This is a genomic window from Coleofasciculus chthonoplastes PCC 7420 (assembly GCF_000155555.1).
Classification (GTDB): Bacteria; Cyanobacteriota; Cyanobacteriia; order Cyanobacteriales; family Coleofasciculaceae; genus Coleofasciculus; species Coleofasciculus chthonoplastes_A.
Genome location: NZ_DS989856.1, coordinates 45,437 through 61,432, shown reverse-complemented (window position 1 = coordinate 61,432; position 15,996 = coordinate 45,437). Strand labels below are relative to the sequence as shown.

The window sequence follows — 15,996 nt, the reverse complement described above, 5'->3', positions numbered from 1 at the left end:
TTTCTGTTGAGTAGGGGCAATTTTTTACCCTCCTGTTTTTTGACCATGGTGTTACTAAATTCGCCCCCGTCGATGCCAGAATTCTTTAACGTAGCTTGCTGATCAAAAAGCGAGTATGACAATCAAGAATTAACCAAGACTCTCATTTCAAGGACATCATTTCATGGCTACTAAATTTGATCCACTTAACACTTATAACGCTCAATCCCATGAAGACACTTTGAATAGAGGGTATCAAAATAGTGCAACGAATTATCCTAACAGCCAACTTTCTCTCGAATCCGTTCCCCCCCCAGGAATGACGCCTCCAGAGCCGAAGAAACAGCCTTCTTTCCTAGGGCGTACTCTTCCGAGCTACAATCGTTTATTATCCCAGAACAGTACTCCCCTGCGGATTCAGTTATTGCAAACCATTTTACCTGCTGTACTGGTTCCCTTGGGATTAGCGGGATTGGTGACATCTGGAATTATTTCGGGACGCAGCCAAGAACAAACTGAGCAGTTATTACAAAATGAAGCATTATTAACCAGTGATCTGGTCACTGAGTTGTTAGCCGAAGCCGAAAAAATTCCCGCAATTGTGGCGCATAATCCGTTAGTCATTAATGCGGCGAAGAATACGGCAACAGTAGCTCAAACTGAAGGGCTGACGACAATTCCGATTGAGCAGCTTGAACAAACCTTCGCCACAAATAAAATTGTTCAACCCAATTCAGCTCTGAATAGTTATCTGCAAAGAACAGCAGAAGTTAGCGAATTTGCGGAATTATTTTTTACCGACAAACACGGGTTTAACGTCGCCTATAGTCGCCCGACCTCGGACTTTGTGCAACGGGATGAACAATGGTGGCAAGCAACGAAAACAGGTGAGGGTCGGTTAATCGAACCGACATTTGATCAATCGGCAAATACCTTTGGAATTGAACTGAGCCAAGCGATTACTGATCCGAACTCAGGTGAATTTCTGGGTGTGGTCAAAGGGGTCTTACCCGCCGCAGCGTTCGGTACAGTGCTGAATAATTTGCTCTCAGATTTACACGTAGTTGATTCTCAAATCGTACAACTTTTAGCCCTGACCCAAGAGGGTAATGTCACTGTCATTCATAACGTCGGGATTCAGGACGGAGAAGGTCAACAGACAGTTGTGGGCGGTGATGCGATCGCGCAAGGTGCCAAAATGTTGCTCGATAGCCTACAGTCTCAGAATCCTCAGGCGGAATCAGTAGCGAGTAATTTGCCACTCAAAGATTTAACCATAGAGTCAGTCCCCTCTCAGGTTGGCGATTCTTTCAACAGGGCTAACTTTGAATACGCGGGTCGCCGTTATCTTCTGGTCACCGTTCCCAAAACCAACTGGGTGATTGCGGTTTCCATGGAACTAAGTGACCTCCGCCGCACTGGATCTCAAGCCGCGCTGACCTTTTCCTTAGCGTTTCTGCTCTTGGGCGGTGCGATCGCCGCAATCCTGTTATTTTTAGCCCGTCGTTTGGCAATGCCCTTAAAACAATTGGTTGGCACGGCGGAACAGATGATTGCAGGGGATCTCAATGTTCACGCTGAACCCGCAGGTCCGACAGAAACCCGCCTCTTGTCACAAGCGTTTAATAATCTGGTCACCAGTGTTAAGGGGTTATTATATCAGCAATCGGCAGAAACACAACAGGCAGAATTATTTGCCAACATCGCCATTTCCCGCGCTCGGACTGAACGAGATTTAGAGGAAGTCTTCCAGACGGCTGTTCAAGGGGCGTTGCAAATTCTGGGCGTTGATCGGGTGGTAATTTATCGGTTCCAACCCGACTGGCGGGGATACATTTCCAATGAAGCCGTCGCTCCCACTTGGACTCGTGCCTTAGGGGATAAAATTGAAGACCCTTGTATTGGGGATGCTCTGATCGAAGCTTACAAACAAGGACGAGTCGTACCCACCGATAATGTTTTTGAAGCGGGTTTTCATCCGGATCACCTCCAGTTAATGGAACGGTTACAAGTGAAAGCCAATTTGGTCACCCCCATTCTCAAGGATGAGCAGTTATTTGGGTTATTGATTGCCCATCACTGTAATGCGCCCCATAATTGGCAGAATTCGGAAATTGAGTTTCTCAAGAAGTTAGCAATTCAAGTTGGTTTGTCCTTAGACCGGGTGAACTTCTTGGTCGAAAAAGAAGCGGAAACCGAACGGGCGCAACAACTGAATGAAATTACATCCAGCATTCGGGAATCCGTGACCGTGGAGGAAATTTATCATGCCGCGATTACAGGAATTCGCAAAACCATGAAAACCGATCGCGCGATCGTTTATCTATTTGACGAAAACTGGAAAGGTACAATCACGGCTGAATCGGTGGCAGAAGGCTTTCCCAAAGCCTTGGGCGCGAATATTGCTGACCCCTGTTTTGCGGAGCAATATGTAGAAAAATACAAGCAGGGGCGGGTCAAGGCGATTGAAGATATTCACAAGGCAGGTTTAAACAAGTGTTATTTGGGTCAACTGGAACCCTTTAACGTCAAAGCCAATTTAGTCGCACCGATTTTGGCGTATGGTGATCTTCACGGCTTGTTAGTTACCCATCAATGTTCCAGTAGCCGGGTGTGGCAAGAGTCAGAAATGACCTTCTTTAAACAGGTGGCGATTCAACTCGGTTCAGCCTTAGATCGTTTAGATTTCTTAGCCCAAATTGAGCAATCCCGTCAAAAAGCTGAAAGTCTGGCAGAAGAGCAACGTCAACAGAAAGAAGCGATTCAAATGCAATTAGTTGAACTGCTTAATGATGTGGAAGGTGCAGCCAGAGGGGACTTAACAGTACGGGCAGAGGTCAACATTGGTGAAATTGGCACCGTTGCTGACTTTTTCAACTCAATTGTGGAGAACTTGCGGCAGATTGTCACGCGGGTACAAGAGTCAGCAATTCAGGTGAATATGGCGGTTGGTGAAGACGAACAAGCGATTCAGCAACTGGCAGAAGCGGCACTGAAACAAGCAGAAGAAACGACTCAAATTTTAAATTCTGTCGAACAAATGACCCAGTCCATTGAAGAAGTCGCCGAGAACGCTCGCCAAGCGGCGGTGGTTGCGGGTACAGCATCCAATACCGCCCAAATGGGTCAAGCGGCGATGGATTTAACGGTAGAGAATATCTTAAATCTGCGGAGTACGATTGGGGAGACGGCGAAAAAAGTGAAGCGTTTGGGTGAGTCGTCGCAACAGATTGCCAAGGTGGTGTCTATCATTGAGAAAATTGCCCTACAAACCAACTTACTTGCTATTAACGCCGGGATTGAAGCAGCACGGGCTGGTGAAGAGGGTCAAGGCTTTGCTGTTGTTGCTGAAGAAGTAGGAGAATTGGCGGCAAAATCGGCGGCGGCGACTCAAGAAATTGAGGAAATTGTTGAGAGTATTCAACGGGAAACCGCGATGGTGGTTGAGGCGATGGAACAAAGTACCAAGCAGGTGGTAGAAGGGACACAGTTAGTAGATGATGCCAAGAATAGCTTGGGTCAGATGTTAGAGGTATCCTATCAGATTGACCAATTGGTGCAGTTAATTTCTACGGCTACCGTGTCTCAGACACAAACGGCGCAAGCGGTGAGTAGTTTGATGTACGAGATTGCTATGGTATCAGCCCAAACCTCAGATTCTTCGACAAAAGTGTCGAATTCGCTGCGAAAAACGGTGGAAGTGGCGCGAGAGTTACAGGCGTCTGTGGGAACGTTTAAGGTTGATCCAAAACTGGATTATGAATAAGGTTTTCTTGACGGTTTAGGGGCTACCTGTAGGGGCATAATATACAGCGGTAATAGCTGTATTAACACACCCTGCTACCGTTAAAGTCCCCCTTTTGATCCCCCTCCCGTCCCCCCTATTTGATCCCCCTCCCGTCCCCCTTTTGATCCCCCTCCCGTCCCCCTTAAAAAGGCGGAAGCCAGCGGATGCTTCGCTTTTTGTTCCATGGGGGATTTAGGGGGATCAAACGTATCCCATAAGAGCGGAAAGTGCTGTATCGTGTCCCTACTAGAGGGTTGATCAAGTAAATTGTAGGGGCGGGTTTAGGGATTCAAGCTAGCTTGTCACCCATAACTGAACAACAAAACCCGCCCTGATTCAATTGTAGAGAATAAATTGTACGGAGTTTCTGGGCGCACGCTCCTACAATATAATCCATCCAATTCGGTACGCTATGCCATTATAAAGGCGCGGTGGGTGTTGGTAACTGTTTTACTCCTGTTCGTTGTGCGATCGCACCCACTCCCGTATCTGTCTCGTTCGGGTGTTACTGCTGTTGACGCTTTTGCCATGAAGACGCGATCGCACCTTTTGATGTCTGTCTTTTGTCAACTCAAATAATTCCCCAACCCTTGCGCTTCGGTCAAATACTTGTTACATTAGTTTACATAAGCCGACACCCCGGACATCCCAAAAGAAAGAAGAGAGCCACTCTCTCATGCAACTCTCTCTATTCGGTACATCTACTACTCTTATAATCGCCTTTAGGGATGAGGGGTGTCACACCCAGTTTTGGATCAATAGCTGACAGCCTGAAACTGATCTGTTATTCATTAGCTGGAGAATATTAAACGCGATCGCACTTCACTAGCACCCAGTCATGCAGCTTCCCGTAACGCCTGTATATCTGAACCACAAATGGCGTTCAGATTACGAGTAATCTTCTCAATATCCCAGTTCCACCATTGAATCTCTAACAGTTCCTCAATAACGTTATCCTCAAAACGCTTGCGGATTTCTTGCGCCGGATTTCCCCCCACAATCGCATAAGGTTCAACCGGGCGAGTCACCACTGATGCTGTGGCGATAATTGCCCCATCCCCTACATGAACACCAGGCATAATTGTTGCGCCATAACCTATCCAGACATCATTCCCAATCACCGTATCCCCTTTGTGGGGCCAGCTATCCGGCATGGCGACTTCCCATCCGGAACCAAAAATTGGAAAGGGATAATTAGTAAACCAATCGGTGCGATGATTCCCCCCATTCATAATAAACTTGACATCTGAGGCAATCGCGCAAAATTTGCCAATTAGTAGCTGATCACCGACAAAATCAAAGTGATATAAAACATTCCGTTCAAAATTTTCTGGATTCTCGAAATCATCGTAATAGGTGTAGTCACCAACAATAATGTTAGGATTATTGATAATATTATTTAAAAAAACTAACCGAGTTTGGTCAGCTAATGGATATTTGCTCTGGGGGGAAGGTCCACAAATCATGGTTAATCCCTTGGGACTTTGACAGCTAGAAGTCACCACTGAAGTCGGTGGGGACTATTAAAGTTAACGACAACCCGGATTCTGTATAACCTGACTGGGGACTAAATCGCTATTTCTTAATTAATTTTTAAGACTTGAGCATTGAATGATAGACTCTCATCTCTCTTGAATAAGAAATCCCAATCAGCAATATAATAAAATAACTAAAATTGCTCAAAATCATTTTAAATGAACAGCCAATGGCTTTAACCCTTAAAGTATTTGAAGATACCCTCCTCAAACAGCAACCTGTCGATAGTAGTCAAATCTCTAACCCAGAAGACCTTTATAGTCTGACGGAAGGGACAGAGTTAGTACTGCACAGTTGGGACCCTAAGGACGGAGAACCTCACCATATCCGGGTGGCGTTTGCCACAGACCGATTTAACAACAAGAATACATGGTACGCCTTTACCGACCATATTCAGATTTGGGACGGCGAAACCGTGGTGCTACCCCCAGTGTCTCCCCCTGGTTCTACCGAAGTTCTGTTTAATGTGCGTTCCTGTTCCACCCATGTTGTGCGGGGACTGGATCAGCAGGTGATTAATGAGATGAACTTTATCACACCTGACACCCTGGTCAGTTTTGAAGACTTGAATGTGCGTCTGGGACAAGCTGTGTGGCCCTTCCTTCAGCCTGGTGCTAAAGCCGCCCTGGGGCGGGCAATTCGCGATCGCGGAATTCCTCTAACTATCAATTCGGCGTATCGCACCATTGCCCAACAGCTTATCCTCTACAATCACTATCGGGGAGGTCGTCGCTGTGGGATTCAACTCGCCGCCCGTCCGCCTCGTAGTAATCACCAAAGTGGTTTAGCGCTGGATATCCAAGATACCGATGGCTGGCGTCCCTTTCTAGAACGACATGGCTGGCGATGGTTGGGTCCGAGGGATTATCCTCACTTCGACTATATTCGTGGCGGACGTGATATTCGTAGCCTAGCGGTACGGGCGTTCCAACGGGTTTGGAATCGATACAATCCCCAGGATCGAATTGCCGAAGATGGGGGCTATGGACCCGCCACTGAACGGCGACTGAATCGGAGTATTATCGGCGGTTTTGGGGAAGTCTGGCAGGGCTTTGAAATCATTAAGTTGACAAGTCCATACATGCATGGTATAGATGTCCGCAAAATCCAGCAAGCGTTAGCAGATGCCAAAATTGATGTTGGGGTAGATGGCGTGTTTGGACCAGGAACTCAAGCAGCAGTCAAGCTGTTTCAAAAGGCAAGGAACCTAATTACCGATGGTGTGGTGGGACCGGCTACTCTCGTGCAACTGGGATTTTTCGGCGCACCTGTGGTTATTTCACCGCCCGAACCTGAACCCAAACCCACTCCAGAACCTGAACCCGAACCCGAACCCGAACCCGAACCCACTAAACCCACGCATCCACCCGCAACGGCTGTCGGGCGCATCTTTATTTCTGCGGGTCATGACCTGAAAGATCCCGGCGTTGTTGCTTTAGGGACGACGGAAGCCGAGGAAATGATTCTTACTCGTAACGCCTTGGTGCAGGAACTCCAGTCACGCGGCGTTAATTTCCTGACGGTACCCGATGATCTGGATCTGGGCGGTACAATCAAATGGATCAACGATCGCGTTCTGCCTGGGGATGTGGCGATAGAACTGGGTGGTAATGCCTTTAATGGTTCAGTTCGGGGTACTGAAGCCTATTATATTGATGGAAACGAAGACCGCAAGGATGATGCTAAGTTGGTCTTAGAGGCATTCTTGGAGAAAGTCCCCGAACTGCGTTTACCAGGAAAAGCCCTCTCTCGTGGTGTTAAACCGGATACCTTAAGTGCCAAAAATCAGCTTCCGTTTTGTCGTGAAGTCGCGGCGGCGTCGATTATCTTCAATCTCTGTTTCTTAGATAATCCCGAAGACTTAACCTTACTTCAAGAAAACCGCGATCGCTTTGCCCAAGGTTTAGCGGATGGCTTGCTGCAATGGAGTGGTCAAACGGCAAAATCAGATCAAACTTCACCCCATTTCCGACTGATTAATATCAAAATTCAAAACTACGATCATGACGAAAAAGGGCTTCTCGTCAACGGGAATTCCTATATTCCGGCGGATCTGGTAGAGAATTTAGGTGTTGATCTGACTGTGGAATCGGATATTCGCCAAATCAGTTATGGCAATGTCGTGTATGTAAAAGCGGTTGATCTCCAACCTTTTAATATCTCTGTCGGCTGGGATAGTGATACCCGAACGGTATTACTAAATACAGCCACTCAAACTGATTTGGATGAATCGGACAAGATTATTTGGTTTGGCAATGCCACAGAAGCGGATTTAAAAGCCTTTCTCACCAGTAATAATGACAAAGCCCTGGATCAGTTCCCCGACATCCATACCATTTACATTGAAGAAGCGGAAAAAGAAGATGTCAATCACGACATTGCCTTTTGTCAGATGTGTCTCGTGACCGATTTCTTACGCTTTGGTGGTTTATTACAACCAGAACAGAATAACTTTGGCGGTTTAGGGACAGCCAATAGTGATCCGGCGGGTGCATTTTTCCCAGATATTCGCACAGGTGTGAAAGCCCATATTCAGCACCTCAAAGCCTATGGAACGACTGCACCGATTGAACATCCGCCCATTGTCAGTCCTCGGTTCCAGTTCGTCTTACGCGGGAGTGCGCCTTCGGTGTATGAGTTGAGTCGGCGCTGGAGTCCTGATCCGGAGTATGGGAATAAGATTATGGCATTAGTGCGGCGTTTACATGGTGTGGTGTCTGATGTGGAAGACACACCTCAATCCTTCTTTATGCGTTTGAGTCATACGGTAGCGCATAAGGAAAATAACGGTAGCGATAGTCCTTGTGGGCTTTAATGTTACCTTTGGTTTCCCTGTAGGGGCGACCCGCTTGCCATTGGTGTCAACTTAAGCTCAACCCCTCTCTGACCCCCCTCGTTCCCCCCTTTTAGATCCCCCTTCCGTCCCCCTTCAAAATGGGGAGAGCAGATGTTGCTTCGCTTTTTTTGCACGGGAGAGGGGAGTAAGAGAATCTGGTTCCCCTTCTCCCCACGGTGGGAGAAGGGGTTAGGGGATGAGGGGGGAAATTTTGAACTGTAACATTCGGTCGGGGCGGGTTTTGTCACATCTGGGTAAAAAAGAAACGATAATAGTGAAACCCGCCCCTACAGACAGGATGCTAGAAGCATCTCTACATTTCCTCAATCCTTGTACAAAATTTAAGGCGAAAGAAGTCGATACTTCACGTTCACCACTTGCTCACTATCCAGGGATGATCCACCCGCCGAAACCTCCAAATCGCTTAATTCTAAATAAGTAGATGGGTAATCGTCGGAATCAGACGGCGATTCTTCAGCCGATAATTTTATGCCAAATAACGAGATGGCGGGAGTTTCATTCTCTGATTCATTATCAGGTAATGCGACAGATTCAGGTTGAAATCTGGATGAAGCTTGAGGGAAAAATGTGGCGTTATCGTTTAGGCTACGACTATCGAGTCCCTGTAGCGACTCACCAGATAGGGTGGCGTTGTCGGGTTGAGAGGGTTCAATGGGCATAGCGCCGACGGTTGGTGTCAAGCCAGCGACAAGTACGCCAGCGCCTAAAGGGATGATTATTTTACGCATCATTACCTTTGTCCTCAGAGTTGAATGGTTGGTTTGGGTAGATACACCCCGTCAGTTGATTCAGTAGCGGTGAAGCATTTGGGGAAAAAATTGTGGACGAGTATTCTAATTGATGATCCGGCAAATGCTTAGCTGATTTCACCGATTTTTTGTATTATTAAATACAATTTTTGGAAAGCTTTTGCTTGTTTCCCATGAGATAAGCTGTCATGCATTTAAATTGGGTATTAATTAAGGTTTAAGTACCGAACAGCTTAAACTGACTTAATTTTAAACTTTAGCAATGCATTGAATCTAGCGTATCTATCCAAAGGCAAGTCATCCTGCGATCGCGCCCTCATCCACATAACCTGTAGGGGCGGGTTTAGTCATAAACCTTTGGCATGTAACCGCTAACTATTCTACAAAACCCGCCCTTCCCCAGCCGTGCGATCGCGCCCTCATCCACCCAACCTGTAGGGGCGGGTTTAGGGATAAACATTTGACATGTAACCGCTAACTATTCTACAAAACCCGCCCTCCCCCAGCCGTGCGATCGCGCCCTCATCCACATAACCTGTAGGGGCGGGTTTAGGGATAAACATTTGACATGTAACCGCTAACTATTCTACAAAACCCGCCCTCCCCCAGCCGTGCGATCGCGCCCTCATCCACCCAACCCGTAGGGGCAGGTTTAGGAATAAACCTTTGGCATGTAACCGCTAACTATTCTACAAAACCCGCTCTTCCCCAGCCATGCGATCGCGCCCTCATCCACCCAACCCGTAGGGGCAGGTTTAGGAATAAACCTTTGGCATGTAACCGCTAACTATTCTACAAAACCCGCTCTTCCCCAGCCATGCGATCGCGTGGCGAACAAATCAGAGTTTGTAGTCAGCGCTTTAGCGCTTCTGGCACGCTTCGTGCCTACTACGAAACCAGGACGTTCACCTTAACTTAACTGTAGCGTGAGGATATTATTTTCCAGCTTTTAACCAAGCAAATACCTGAGCGACGGTTAGATTTAAGTCCAAAAATTCAGGAACTCTTAAGAGATCATCACCTGTCATCTCCAGGGGTTGTTCTCCCGGCAAGAATACCAGAATTAATCGCTCATCCGGGTCAATAAACCATCCTAACTGAGTACCCTGTCTCAGGCAATGGAGGATATTTCTGATCACCTTTGTGGCATTCTGATCAGGGGAGAGAATTTCAATTGTCCAATCGGGAGAAAGTGCGAATACATTTTCGATTTCACGGTTAGCATCAATAGGTATTCGTTGCCATTGAAATACGGTAACATCAGGAACAATTGAACGCCCGCCAAAGGTGCAACGCAGTTCAGGAAAAGCGAGGGCAATTTGCGACTCTTCAGCGACGTGGTTTATCTTATGGCAAAGTTGAAACTGTAAGCGAGAGTGTTTGCCTTGGGGCATTGGTTTTTGGTAGATGCGACCATTAATAAATTCACTGGCAGGTTTTGTCTCTGGCAGGTTGAGGAATTCGGTTAAGGTAATGGTTTGATCTAGCGTCGTTGTCATCGTTGCGAGTCGCCTCCTTACAGGTTAATCCCACCAGTGTTTCTTGGACTTGACAGAATGCCGTAATATCGTCTCCAAGAGATTGTCTATTGTATCGCACGATCTGATCAAAACAATCCGTAGGGACAGGTTTAGGGGTTAACTGTTGGGATGTAACCGATAACTGTTGTGCCAAACCCGCCCTCCCCTGGTTCAAAATCGCATCCTGAACCAATCACCCCGTTGAACGCTTTGGGAGCATCCCGTTTTGGACAAAGCATTACCTAAAGTAAGGCAATTCCAAGGGTTTCAGACCTATTCAAAGATTGGAATTGCCAAATTTAAACGCCCCCAACGCTTTCCCCTTGCTTTTTGTTTTTGCTCTCGCCAATGATGCTTTACCGTTGCCAATAGGGGTGAATAGCTAAAGCGAACCAACTTAGGATAGACGGGAATAAAAGGCAGGTTTTCTTTGCTGAATCGAACCGCTAATGTCCGCGCTAGGGTAAATATGTCATCACGATAGATGTTGATCTCTAGAAACTTAATTAGCTTTGCCAATATTTCTGCATTCCCTATCTTACCCAAAGCTTTTACTGCTTCCCATCTCACGTAAAAATCGGAATGATTGAGGGCAGCGATTAAACCCTCGACAGCTTGAGTATTGCCTATCTTAGCCAAAGCTTCTGCTGCTTCACTGCTCACGAAAACAGAGGGATAATTGAGGTCAGCAATTAAACCCTCGACAGCTTGAGTATTGCCTATCTTAGCTAAAGCTTTTACTGCTTCACTGCTCACGGAACTATCAGAATCATTGAGGGCAGCGATTAAACCCTCGACAGCTTGAGGATTGCCTATCTCACCCAAAGCGAATGCTGCTTTCTCTCTTATGGAACTATGGGAATGATTGAGGGCAGCAATTAAACTATCGACAGCTTGAGGATTGCCTATCTCACCCAAAGCGAATGCTGCTTGTGTTCTCACGTAACTATGGGAATGATTGAGGGCAGCGATTAAACTATCGACAGCTTGAGGATTGCCTATCTTAGCCAAAGCTACTGCTGCACTACATCTGACGTAACTATGGGAATGATTGAGGGCAGCGATTAAACTATCGACAGCTTGAGGATTGCCTATCTTACCCAAAGCTTTTACTGCTTCACTGCTCACGGAACTATCGGAATGATTGAGGGCAGCGATTAAACTATCGACAGCTTGAGGATTGCCTATCTTACCCAAAGCTTTTACTGCTTCACTGCTCACGGAACTATCGGAATGATTGAGGGCAGCGATTAAACTATCGACAGCTTGAGGATTACCTATCTTACCCAAAGCGAATGCTGCACTCCATCTCATGGAACTATGGGAATGATTGAGGGCAGCGATTAAACTATCGACAGCTTGAGGATTGCCTATCACACCCAAAGCTACTGCTGCATACATTCTCACGGAACTATCGGAATCATTGAGGGCAGCGATTAAACTATCGACAGCTTGAGGATTGCCTATCACACCCAAAGCTACTGCTGCACTGCTTCTCACATGATTATCGGAATCATTGAGGGCAGCGATTAAACTATCGACAGCTTGAGGATTGCCTATCTCACCCAAAGCGAATGCTGCTTGTGTTCTCACGTAACTATGGGAATGATTGAGGGCAGCGATTAAACCCTCGACAGCTTGAGGATTACCTATCTTACCCAAAGCCACTGCTGCTTTCTCTCTCACATCATTATCGGAATGATTGAGCGCAGCGATTAAACCCTCGACCGCTTGAGGATTGCCTATCTCACCCAAAGCTTCTGCTGCTTTCTCTCTCACGGAACTATGGGAATCATTGAGGGCAGCAATTAAACTATCGACCGCTTGATTGTTGCCTATCTTACCCAAAGCTTCTGCTGCTTTCTCTCTCACTAAACTATCGGAATCATTGAGGGCAGCGATTAAACTATCGACCGCTTGATTGTTGCCTATCTTACCCAAAGCTTCTGCTGCTTTCTCTCTCACTAAACTATCGGAATCATTGAGGGCAGCGATTGCTTGAGGATTGCCGATCTCACCCAAAGCTGCTGCTGCACTCCTTCTCACGGAACGATCGGAATGATTGAGGGCTGCTTGCCACGTCTGAACCATCTGTGAATTCACCTGACTCAGTACCATAAGTGTAGAGGTGATAAACCCAGCCTTTGGATAAAACAGCCAAAACTGGTAGAGTCTATCAATTACCTTAGCAACCAAAGGGTGAGAACATTCTGAACATTCCGCCAGACATCGCCCCGCCAAAAGTAAAAGCGTCTTAAAAATATCATCCTTTTCCTTCATAATCCCTTGCAGCAAAGGAATCGGATCATCCATCAATCCCGCCAGCAAACTTAGGGTTTCATGCCAGTCATAGTCCCAAAAATGCTGCCCCGCTAACGCCACCCCATTCTCAACCCGACTCAAATACGCTGCTGTCAAATACTCCTGAAACGTGCGGTGGAGAAAAAGATAGCGATCGCCCCCTCTATCCAATAGTTGAATAATACCATCGTTTTCTGACAACTCCTCAATCAAACTCGCCGCACTCAGCGTTTTAAAATCGCTGCACGCCTGCTCACTTCTCAGATAGTTTTCTATCTTACTCCTAAGTTCATCTATGGAAAAAATTTCCTTGCCTTCATCACTCAATTGATAAGCCAGTTCCTGCAAAAGCTCTTTTTTTGCTGATACTCGCGCCTGATTAACCGATTGTCGATGATTGTCAACTCCCCATTTTCCCAACATATAATCCACGGCTTTACCATACACCTGAGTCCGCCGTGCTGGAAGCGTCAATCCTTTGACTTGATATAAACTACACAGTAATGACAACAATAATGGATTTTGAGCTAATCCACTAATTTGGGGTTTATGGCGGAGTTCTTCAATCAATCCCTCGGCTGAGACAGAATCATCCTCTAGATAACCCGCCGCATTTTTAAACCAGGTTTGAATATAGGCTTCAGTTTGCTTTTGACTAAACGGAACAATTTCTACTTCTTTCGCCTCGGACAAAAATGCACCGCCATAGCCAACAATGCGAGAGGTGCAAATCATCGGACAGTTATAATTGCGGGCAAATCGGTTTAGCTTTTCGGCTAAACGAGTCCGATTCTGTTTGGGGACTTCATCTAAGGCATCTAAGAGTAAGTAACATTTGCCGTTCTCTAATTTGTCTTTGAGTAGGGTGTCGATAGCCGGATAGTTTTTGGGATAATCTCGCTGGATCAGTTGAGGGATTGCATTAATGATTTCTTGGGGGGTTTCATCTAAATCGGATAGGCGCAGAAAGAGGGGGAATATTACATTGTCTATTTTCCCATTTCCTACCTTATTTAAGTCTACAGTTGAACTCTCAGCCAAGGCTTTTTGATCCCCCCTACCCCCCTTCAAAAGGGGGGTTATATGCGAAAGATCTGGTTCTCCGTTCTGTACAACATCAGCGCCGCCTTCTTTAGTTTCCCCCATGGAATCAAAAGCGAAGCCTTCTTTAGTTTCCCCCTTTTTAAGGGGGACGGAAGGGGGATCTGTCAAGGTAACGGAAGAGAGATCTAATCGAGAAGAAATCTGGGAGGTTAGGTTTTCCCTCTCTTGTTTAGCGATTAATCCCGCCTCCATTTTTAATAATGTAGACTTTCCCATCCCCGGATCAGCCAGTACCATGAGTCTTGAATATTCTTTTTTCGCCTCTTGCCAATCCACCTGAGTTTGTCGCGATTCCTCAACTTCTTCCACTCCACCTTTGAGCGCATAAGCCTGTTTAATTTCTGCCTCAGATTCCCCATACCCCCAAGTCGTTTCTACCTCATGCTTATATTTCCGTTCCAGGGTGACTTGAATGGGAATATATTGCGCTTGCAATACAACGTTTTGCGGCGTGTGGAACAAGCCAATGGATTTAAATCGTTGATCATTTTCAATCGCCTCCAGAAATTGACAAACGGCATTCTTCTCCGGTTCTAACCCCAGTGCATCTAAACTCTCTAAACAATTGTCCCAGCGAATCAGATAACTTTCATCCCGTTTACTACACTGAATCACGCCTACCACACCCCCCAAGTCTTCGGCAAAAACAGCGCCGCCGCTAGTTCCTGACTCGACTTTGGCATCAATTCGATGAGAGAGAAAGGTAGACTGTTCTTGGGGTAATCGATTCCAAGGGTTTGTGGCGGTTACAGTTTGGATGCGATAGGTGGGTAGAAGTTTAACAGGCGCACTGGGGCGAATGGTTGGGGCGGAAAAGTTAATTCCTTCGGGAAAATATTTCTGTTGCGAGGGCGGAAATCCATAAACCGTTACCGAGGTTGATAAGTGTTGGGGATTAATAATCGGTACGGCGGGGGCGTTTTCAATCGTTATCTTGAGAATAGCAATATCGACATCAGGATTGGATAAGGCTTCGCACCATTGCGCCTCGTATTCCTGTCCCTGATACTCTACTATAAGGCGATCGAGTAAATAAATAACATGGTGACAAGTGATTAAATAACCATCAGCCCGAATGATGAAACCTGAACCTGCGGTTTCTCCTTTCGCGGGATTCAGGATTTTCACCATGGATTCCCGGAGTTGGTCAAGACCATAGTAACTCATCTTAAACTGGGATGGGGTTGACGTTTTATGGGATAAGCTGTTCGGTATTTAAACCTTAATATCAATAATGGCGCAATCCTTGTAGTGCAGGCATCTTGCTCGCTACTAATACCTAATTTAAATTCATGACAGCTTAAGCGCGTCAATGGGTAGGGGCGGGTTTTACTATTATCTTTTCGGTTGTATCCTGATGTAATTAAACCCGCCCTGATTCACAGGTTTTGTGTTTTCCGGTGAATGGTTAGGTATGGGGAAGTTATATTATTTCATCATAGACGATGTTTTTGTACGGTGTTTGGGTATGATGAAAGGATTGGGTTGGGTTCTTGGGGTTTGATGGGCTAAGGTTCCCTTACTACGAACTACAAGAGCATTGGGTTGGGTTCTTGGGGTTTGATAGGCTAAGGTTCCCTTACTACAAACACTTAAAGTGTTTAAGCTGTTCGGCATTTAAACCTTAATGTCAATAATGGCGAAAGCCTTGTAGTGCGAGCATCTTGCTCGCTACTAATACCCAATTTAAATGCATGACAGCTTATAGCGAAACGATTTGGCTGGGTTCTTGTAGTTTGATGGGCTAAAGCCCTTACTACGAACTACAAACTACGAATTGGGTGGAGTTTTTTGCGTTAAGTCCCATTCAATGGTGACTTTGACATTGGCTTGGGCGGTTCCTTTGGTGACAAAGGGGATTCCGGTTTCTCCCCCAGCTTGTAAGCCAAATTCTAGGGCGACTTTACTGGGTGCTAGGTTATCGGTGAGTCCTTGTTTGACACTGTCGAGTACCAGTTTGGAGTAACTCTTGACTGTACTCTTCATGGTTCGTTTTAATTTATTCGTTCTCTCTTGAATATCATCAATATTGCTAACGGCTTGCAGTGTATCACTGTCTTCCTCATCATATTGGATATAAATGGTTTCGCCATCATCGCCCATAACTTCTGTTATTCTAGTGGTCATAATTAAATATCTCCTTTAACTCATGAATGTAAGAGA

9 protein-coding genes are annotated in these 15,996 nt (G+C 46.2%); 3 read left to right on the top strand and 6 right to left on the bottom strand.

Annotated features, from left to right (window positions below; all coding sequences use genetic code 11):
• Window positions 1–163 precede the first annotated feature (163 nt).
• Window positions 164–3,745 (top strand): GAF domain-containing protein, encoded by a 3,582-nt coding sequence (locus MC7420_RS21350; protein ID WP_006102923.1) that lies wholly within the window; start codon window positions 164–166, stop codon window positions 3,743–3,745.
• Between the two features lie 375 nt (window positions 3,746–4,120).
• Entirely contained in the window at window positions 4,121–4,345 is a 225-nt protein-coding gene (locus MC7420_RS40110; protein WP_157453269.1) for a hypothetical protein, read from the top strand.
• 257 nt (window positions 4,346–4,602) lie between these two features.
• Here the strand turns inward: MC7420_RS40110 and MC7420_RS21345 are convergent, their stop codons facing one another.
• Complete coding sequence (locus MC7420_RS21345; protein WP_044208773.1) at window positions 4,603–5,232, bottom strand: CatB-related O-acetyltransferase; 630 nt, start codon at window positions 5,230–5,232, stop codon at window positions 4,603–4,605.
• A 239-nt stretch (window positions 5,233–5,471) separates the two neighbouring features.
• On the opposite strand from MC7420_RS21345, the gene tftA reads away from it, so the two are divergent.
• On the top strand, window positions 5,472–8,117 hold the full coding sequence (gene tftA, locus MC7420_RS21340; protein WP_006102855.1) for a hormogonium tapered terminus morphoprotein TftA: 2,646 nt from the start codon (window positions 5,472–5,474) through the stop codon (window positions 8,115–8,117).
• 362 nt (window positions 8,118–8,479) lie between these two features.
• Here tftA and MC7420_RS21335 read toward each other — a convergent pair whose 3' ends face one another.
• From MC7420_RS21335 to MC7420_RS21320, 5 genes are all read right to left on the bottom strand, one after another.
• Window positions 8,480–8,890 carry a hypothetical protein gene (locus tag MC7420_RS21335; RefSeq protein WP_157453268.1) on the bottom strand — a complete coding sequence of 137 codons (411 nt, stop codon included), beginning with the start codon at window positions 8,888–8,890 and terminating at the stop codon, window positions 8,480–8,482.
• A 953-nt stretch (window positions 8,891–9,843) separates the two neighbouring features.
• Window positions 9,844–10,407, bottom strand: a complete 564-nt coding sequence (locus MC7420_RS21330) for a Uma2 family endonuclease (RefSeq protein WP_006103034.1) — start codon at window positions 10,405–10,407, stop codon at window positions 9,844–9,846.
• Window positions 10,334–10,621, bottom strand: coding sequence for a hypothetical protein (locus MC7420_RS40105; protein WP_232231755.1), 288 nt, complete (start codon window positions 10,619–10,621; stop codon window positions 10,334–10,336). The genes MC7420_RS21330 and MC7420_RS40105 overlap by 74 nt, the downstream gene beginning before the upstream one ends.
• An 80-nt stretch (window positions 10,622–10,701) precedes the next feature.
• Complete coding sequence (locus tag MC7420_RS21325; RefSeq protein WP_006102839.1) at window positions 10,702–15,000, bottom strand: HEAT repeat domain-containing protein; 4,299 nt, start codon at window positions 14,998–15,000, stop codon at window positions 10,702–10,704.
• A 603-nt stretch (window positions 15,001–15,603) separates the two neighbouring features.
• Window positions 15,604–15,960 carry a CU044_2847 family protein gene (locus tag MC7420_RS21320; RefSeq protein WP_044208770.1) on the bottom strand — a complete coding sequence of 119 codons (357 nt, stop codon included), beginning with the start codon at window positions 15,958–15,960 and terminating at the stop codon, window positions 15,604–15,606.
• Window positions 15,961–15,996 lie beyond the last annotated feature (36 nt).

Excerpts from the sequence above, each read along its gene's own strand:
- tftA (WP_006102855.1), top strand. The coding sequence starts at position 5,472 with ATGGCTTTAACCCTTAAAGTATTTGAAGATACCCTCCTCAAACAGCAA.
- MC7420_RS21330 (WP_006103034.1), bottom strand. The coding sequence starts at position 10,407 with ATGACAACGACGCTAGATCAAACCATTACCTTAACCGAATTCCTCAAC.
- MC7420_RS21350 (WP_006102923.1), top strand. The coding sequence starts at position 164 with ATGGCTACTAAATTTGATCCACTTAACACTTATAACGCTCAATCCCAT.
- MC7420_RS21325 (WP_006102839.1), bottom strand. The coding sequence starts at position 15,000 with ATGAGTTACTATGGTCTTGACCAACTCCGGGAATCCATGGTGAAAATC.
- MC7420_RS21335 (WP_157453268.1), bottom strand. The coding sequence starts at position 8,890 with ATGATGCGTAAAATAATCATCCCTTTAGGCGCTGGCGTACTTGTCGCT.
- MC7420_RS21345 (WP_044208773.1), bottom strand. The coding sequence starts at position 5,232 with ATGATTTGTGGACCTTCCCCCCAGAGCAAATATCCATTAGCTGACCAA.
- MC7420_RS21320 (WP_044208770.1), bottom strand. The coding sequence starts at position 15,960 with ATGACCACTAGAATAACAGAAGTTATGGGCGATGATGGCGAAACCATT.